We start from the raw sequence: 6,000 nt of genomic DNA, 5'->3' as shown, positions 1-6,000 counted from the left end.
TCGGCCCCGGCACTCAGGAGTGTGCCTTCCTATCCTGGGGGGACTTGACGGACGGAGGCGAAACCACCACCCGCGGACGGGACCTCGCGGTCGGCCCCGGGGGGCTGACCTGACCCGTCGCCCCGCCGCTGCGTGCGGCGGGGCGACGGGTGTTCATGGAAGCCGACGCCGCGAGGCGTCGGCGTCTCAGCTCGCGTGCTGCGCCGCCGAGTGCCGGCAGCTGCTTCTCCTACAGACCCTACCGTTGCCGTCGAACTCCGAACAGCGGCACTGCCTGCACCGGCTTCCGAAGAAGTCGTCGTCGTCATCCCACTCCAGCCCTGCTCGCCTCAGCAGGGCCGCGGCATCCTGCCGCGCGCTGATGACCAGAAGCGACGCATCGTCCAGAGCCCCCCTCTGGTCATCGGTAAGCTTGTCAAGAGTTGGTGAGATGGCCATTCATTCGCTCCTTCTGTCGTTCACGGCGGCTCTGCTTGTCGTACCAGAGGCGCCCCGCTGGCTCGCGCGGGGCACGTGCAGGATCCGCCGCATGGCCACCGAGGTTCCTCCTTCAGTGGCGGGCTCATGGTCGTGGTCGTGTGTCCCGGGAAGCAGCATCCGTCGACGACCGCAGCCGTCCTTCCGGCCGTCGCCCTCTCGCATCTGTTCTGCGGTACGGCGGCCATGCCAGGAGTCCGAGCCGACTGCGGCACAACGCTGGGCGAGGACGAGATAGTGATTTCGTGGGCGTCGGAGCGGGACGGCGTTCTCCCCACATCGACCGGTGGACCGATCCCGCAGCCCGGCTGATCACGCTCATCCTGATCCGTTGCGGCCTGCGGGTCTCCGACGCCTGCACCATCCGGTTCGACTGCCTGCTCCACGACGGTCAGGGGGCCCCTACCTGCGCTACTTCAACAACAAGATGAGCGGGGAGGCGTCCGTCCCCATCGACGGGGAGGTCGAGGCAGAGATCCGGGCCCAGCAGCAGCGCGTCCTTCAGCGCTGGCCGGACGGCAACCCGCACCTCTTCCCCCGGCTGAAGGGCAACGCCGACGGCACCCGGCACTTCTCCCCGGACACCTACCGACAGATGCTCAAGCGCTGGCTCGCCCAGTGCGACGTCCGCGAGGAGAACCGGCCGGACGCGGGCCAGGGCGCGGGAGCGGCGGCGCTGCCAGGCACCCGCCGTGGCCCCGGCGCGGGCGGCGGCATCGGCGTCGGGGATGGCGCCGCTGATGTGGTGCCAGGCCAGCACCCGCGCCTCGACGGTGGACAACGCGCCGTCACGGACCGCGTCCAGGAGAAGCTCCAGCAGCTCCACCCGGGCCGGGAGGCTTTCGGTGTCGCCGGCTGGGCCGACATGGAGACCGGCCGCCAAAGCGGCCGCAAGCACGGTGCGGGCGCGAGCGATCTCGAACGGGCCCGGCGCCGGGTCCGCGACGCACTCCGCGGCCGAGAGGTCCACCCCCGCCGAGCCGTGCTCAGCGGCCAGCTCGGCCAGGAGCCGGCGCAAAGTGTCCAGCGCCAGATTCGCGGCCGGCCGGCCCGGGCGAAGATGGACACGGCCGCAACGCGCCACCTCGTAAAGGGCAGCCACCGCCACATAGCCCACCGCGTCCCGCGTCCGGCCACCGGCCGCCCGCACCTGACCACGGACCATACGGACGACGGCAGGAAGCATCACCTGAACAACGATGCGACCGGCAAGAGCAGCCGACCAGTCACGACCGGCAGCACACTGAAGCAACACCCGCAGCACAGCATCGGCCAATCCACCGGACACACCATCGGCCCCCGGCCCGAACACGGCCAGGAACTGGGCAGGCGACGGGGAGCCGGCCCAGACATCGGCCGCGACCGTGTCGGTCAGGCAGGCATCGGCAACCCAGCCGGCCACCGCTCGCAGGACCGCGGGATCCGCGCACAGCACGGCCCAATCAGCATCCAGCCGATCGAACAACCCACCACCAGCGGGATGCAAAACGTCGTCCACGGCACGTCCCCTTTCGGATCTCGTGCCGCACACACTCCACACACCGGCATGCCCAAAAGCTTGCCCAACACCCTAAAACCGCAGATAGAAGGCTTGCCCCCTACCAGGGCAAGCCTTCCCTGACCGAACGGGCAAGCCTGGCAACGGGATAGGCAAGCCCCCTCACCACGAGCCCGCACAACCCCGGGCAAGCCTCCCCCAAGACCCGCCCCCCGGGATCCGGCCACACAAGCCCGCCCACACAACAGACACCGAAGAACCCAACAGACCCACGACCGACAACCACACGCCGACCGCCACGATCAACCGGATACCGTCCCGGTCAGCCATCCCCCTCCTGGCGCGAACAGAGGCGGCAGCGACGATCAGGTTGCGGTGCTTGAGCGGCGACAGGCGGGCGATGTCCTCGTCTCGGATCTCGTGGCCCTCGGCGTGAAGTTGGGCGACGGCGGCGTCGATGTACTTCGTGGTCCACAGCACGATGGCGTTGCGGACCAGGCCGAGCGGCCGAGCTGGGGCTGAAGATGCTGGGAGGCGCGGCGACGCCACCCGTCGAAGCGCACGGGATGTGAACGCTCCTGCAGCAGCCTCGCTGCAATGACCTTACAGATCCCTTTCACGGCCGAGGACTTGGCCCGCACCCGGCTGGCACCACGGCCGCGCCCCATGCTCGAACTGGAGATTGGGGTACTGCCCGCTGGAACGGAACGGCTGAAGGTGCACCAGCACCGGCGCTGTCGAGCACCTGGGGGGACAGGCGTACAGCGCGTGGGGGAAGGTCCCCCGATCAGTGAGCATCCAGACGCGCGGCTTCCCGGACTCCACGGACGCCGCCGACGAGCCCGGCCAGCGCGTCGGCGGACTCGGAGGTGAGCCGGTAGAAGCCCTGGAGGCTGACGGAGCGCTCCAGGCGGCCGTCCACGACGTACTTCAGGTTGCGGGTCTTGCCTCGGGCATTGCGCCAGGTGAGGGCCGGCAACAGGTCGCCGGGTATCGGGGTGTCGAAGCGTACGGGTGTCGCGTCCACGTGGACCGTACTGGCTCCGCAGCCGCCGGCTCCGAGCATCCGCCAATCGTCGTACCCAGGAAACGGCGGATCCCGCCACGTCGCCTGAACGACGCCGCAGCAGTCGCCGCGTTCCATGCCGATCACCCGCATACGGGACACCACGAACACCTCGCACCGGTGACGTGCAGCGCGTACACCTCATCACCGGCAACGGCACCCGACCACGTGGGCAAGGACCGGTGGACACCGGAGCAGACGACCGCCGGCCGCCCACCCACACGGCCCTCCTTACACAGCGCACGGCATCCGTCATAGGTCCACAGAACAGTGAACGCATCAAACATGCGGTGATCGTAAAAACAAGAACTGACAATGCATGCCCGTGGCGCGGAACGGGTCTGGAAGCGAGAGGTTCCGGTCGTGTGAGGAGGTGCGAATACCTCTGCCACAGGAGGTCACGGTCCTCGTGGGCGAGAACAATGCGGGCATGACCACAGTGGTCGATGCGGTGCGCCTGCCGACCGATCCACCGGGCGGGCGCCGGTCACGGTATGTCGAGGAGTCGGACGTCTTGAAGGCTGCTACCCACCCGATGCCGCCTCCACCAGGGCGCTGCCGGTGCGGGTCGCAGCCGAGAGGCTGTCGGGCTTGCCGCGCGTCATCGCCAGGTGAGGAGCGGGGTCCGCTCCCGGCGGTCTCGGTGGTCCCGGCGGTCTCGGTGGTTGGAGCGTGGCCCAAGTGGGACGCTAAGAGTGAGGGGCCGTGCCGAGGAGATCGGGAGGGCCGGATGGGACGCGACGTCCCGGAGCTGATGTTCACGCGTGAGGACCGTCGTCGGTTCCGGAGCAAGATGCACACCTGCCTCGACGTGTTCGCGCGGATGCTGCGCGAGTCGCGGTTCGACTTCGAGCGGCCGCAGGTCGGGCTGGAGATCGAACTGAACCTCGTGGACGCCTCCGCCGAACCCGCCATGCGCAGCACCGAAGTCCTGGAGACGATCGCCGATCCCACCTGGTCGACCGAGCTGGGACAGTTCAACCTGGAGATCAACATCGACCCCCGGCGGCTGACCGAAGGCGGTCCCGACTCCTGGGAACAGGAGATCCGCGACGCGCTCAACCACGCCGAGGAGAAGGCTGCGGCGATCGGCGCGCATCTGGTCATGATCGGGATCCTGCCGACGCTTCAGCTCAAGGACACCGGTCTCACGTCGCTGTCCGAGAATCCGCGGTACCGCCTGCTGAACGAGCAGATCTTCTCCGCGCGAGGAGAGGACCTGCTGATCTCTGTCGACGGCGTGGAACACCTCCGGACCTACGCCGACACCATCGCGCCGGAGGCGGCGTGCACCAGTACCCAGTTCCATCTGCAGGTCTCACCGGACGAATTCGCCGACTACTGGAACGCCTCGCAGGCCATCGCGGGGGTGCAGGTGGCCCTGGCGGCGAACTCGCCGTTCCTGTTCGCCAAGGAGCTGTGGCGCGAGACGCGTATCCCCCTGTTCGAGCAGGCCACCGACACCCGGCCGGACGAGATCAAGGTGCAGGGAGTACGGCCCCGGGTGTGGTTCGGCGAGCGGTGGATCACCTCCGTCTTCGACCTCTTCGAGGAGAACACACGGTACTTCCCCGCCCTCCTGCCGCTCTGCGACGACGAGGACCCGCAGGAGACACTCGACCACGGCGAGATCCCCCAACTGGCCGAGCTCACACTGCACAACGGGACGGTCTACCGCTGGAACCGCCCCGTCTACGCCGTCGTCGACGGTGTACCGCACCTGCGCGTGGAGAACCGGGTCCTGCCGGCGGGTCCCACGGTGACCGACGTACTGTCCAACGGCGCCTTCTACTACGGACTCGTCCGCGCCCTCGTCGACGAGGACCGGCCCGTCTGGACACGGATGTCGTTCGCAGCAGCAGAGGACAACCTGCACGCTGCCGCTCGGCACGGCATCGACGCACCCCAGTACTGGCCCGGGATGGGCGAGGTCCCCGCGACCGAGCTCGTGCTGCGACGACTGCTACCGCTGGCCGACCGCGGACTGGAGCGGCTGGGCCTGGACGCGGCCTGGCGGGAGCCACTGCTCGGAATCATCGAACAACGGTGCGTCACCGGCCGCAACGGCGCGGTATGGCAGTCCGAGATGTTCCACCGCATCCAGGACATCGGCCATACCGACCGGCACGAGGCCCTCCGTCGGATGACACAGCAATACATCGCCTACATGCACCTCAACGCCCCCGCACACACCTGGCCCGTCGAATGACACACGGCCCCCTCATTACCACGCCGGCCGACGACTGACAGACCACCCCACGACCGGACGACAAAAGAGCGGTGCGGCAGCCGCACGGCGGACGAGGAACACGGCGCGGAATCTCAACCCCGCGGCGGCCACAGGCTTCCCCCGCGCGACACATCGACCGCTCGCCCACACGCGCGACGAAGCGGACTACGACGTCCACGGCTTGCTTCCCGCAGCACTCGACGAACTCGGCCTCATCTTCTGCCGGTCGCCGGCGAGGCCGGCCAGGAAGCCGCCGCCCGAGCAACTCGCACGCCACACGCTCGCAGGCGAGCTCACGCCTCGGGAGTCCACGTCCCGGACACATCAGCACCGCGGCCATGAGCTGCCCCTGACCGAGCGGCTCGCCGAACTCCACGACGAGTACGACACGCCCGCTGCGGACAGGTTGACGCCCGGTCGGGTGGCAAGCGCCAAATCCACCATGGCAGTTCAGGGGCGGTTCCAAGAACCAGCGTCTGCCGCGGGTGAGCCTCCGCCTCCGGTTCGGTCCACACGTACCACCCTCCAGAACGAGCCCGTCCAGCGGATCCTGCCTCTCCACCGCGCTCTGTCCGGCACCTTCAGCACTGCGAGCACGATTCCACCAGCACATGAGAAACGCGCGGAACCGGCACATATCCAGGGCCAGGGCGCGTCCCCGCCCCGCCCATTGGCTCACCAGCGTTCCAGTCGAATTGCGACCGGCGCGACGCCCACACGCAAGATCAT

Annotated in this window: 4 protein-coding genes and 1 pseudogene; 1 reads left to right on the top strand and 4 read right to left on the bottom strand. The window is 68.6% G+C overall.

Annotation, left to right across the window (positions count from 1 at the left end; translation table 11 throughout):
* Positions 1 to 186: 186 nt before the first annotated feature.
* The 4 genes and pseudogenes from ACFWRO_RS32740 to ACFWRO_RS32725 all read right to left on the bottom strand — a co-directional run bounded on the left by ACFWRO_RS32740 (position 187) and on the right by ACFWRO_RS32725 (position 3,041).
* Complete coding sequence (locus ACFWRO_RS32740; RefSeq protein WP_384516892.1) at positions 187 to 438, bottom strand: DUF6422 family protein; 252 nt, start codon at positions 436 to 438, stop codon at positions 187 to 189.
* A gap of 430 nt (positions 439 to 868) precedes the next feature.
* The gene (locus tag ACFWRO_RS32735; RefSeq protein WP_384516889.1) at positions 869 to 1,975 is read right to left on the bottom strand and encodes a hypothetical protein; all 1,107 of its coding nucleotides are present in this window, start codon (positions 1,973 to 1,975) and stop codon (positions 869 to 871) included.
* Between the two features lie 366 nt (positions 1,976 to 2,341).
* A pseudogene (locus tag ACFWRO_RS32730) lies at positions 2,342 to 2,479 on the bottom strand (Tn3 family transposase); the annotation flags it as partial.
* 283 nt (positions 2,480 to 2,762) lie between these two features.
* On the bottom strand, positions 2,763 to 3,041 hold the full coding sequence (locus ACFWRO_RS32725) for a hypothetical protein (RefSeq protein ID WP_384516886.1): 279 nt from the start codon (positions 3,039 to 3,041) through the stop codon (positions 2,763 to 2,765).
* Between the two features lie 730 nt (positions 3,042 to 3,771).
* On the opposite strand from ACFWRO_RS32725, the gene ACFWRO_RS32720 reads away from it, so the two are divergent.
* Complete coding sequence (locus ACFWRO_RS32720; RefSeq protein WP_384516883.1) at positions 3,772 to 5,250, top strand: glutamate--cysteine ligase; 1,479 nt, start codon at positions 3,772 to 3,774, stop codon at positions 5,248 to 5,250.
* Positions 5,251 to 6,000: the final 750 nt, after the last annotated feature.

The organism is Streptomyces sp. NPDC058579 (assembly GCF_042718575.1).
Classification (GTDB): domain Bacteria; phylum Actinomycetota; class Actinomycetes; order Streptomycetales; family Streptomycetaceae; genus Streptomyces.
This window is presented reverse-complemented; position numbering and strand designations above follow the sequence as displayed.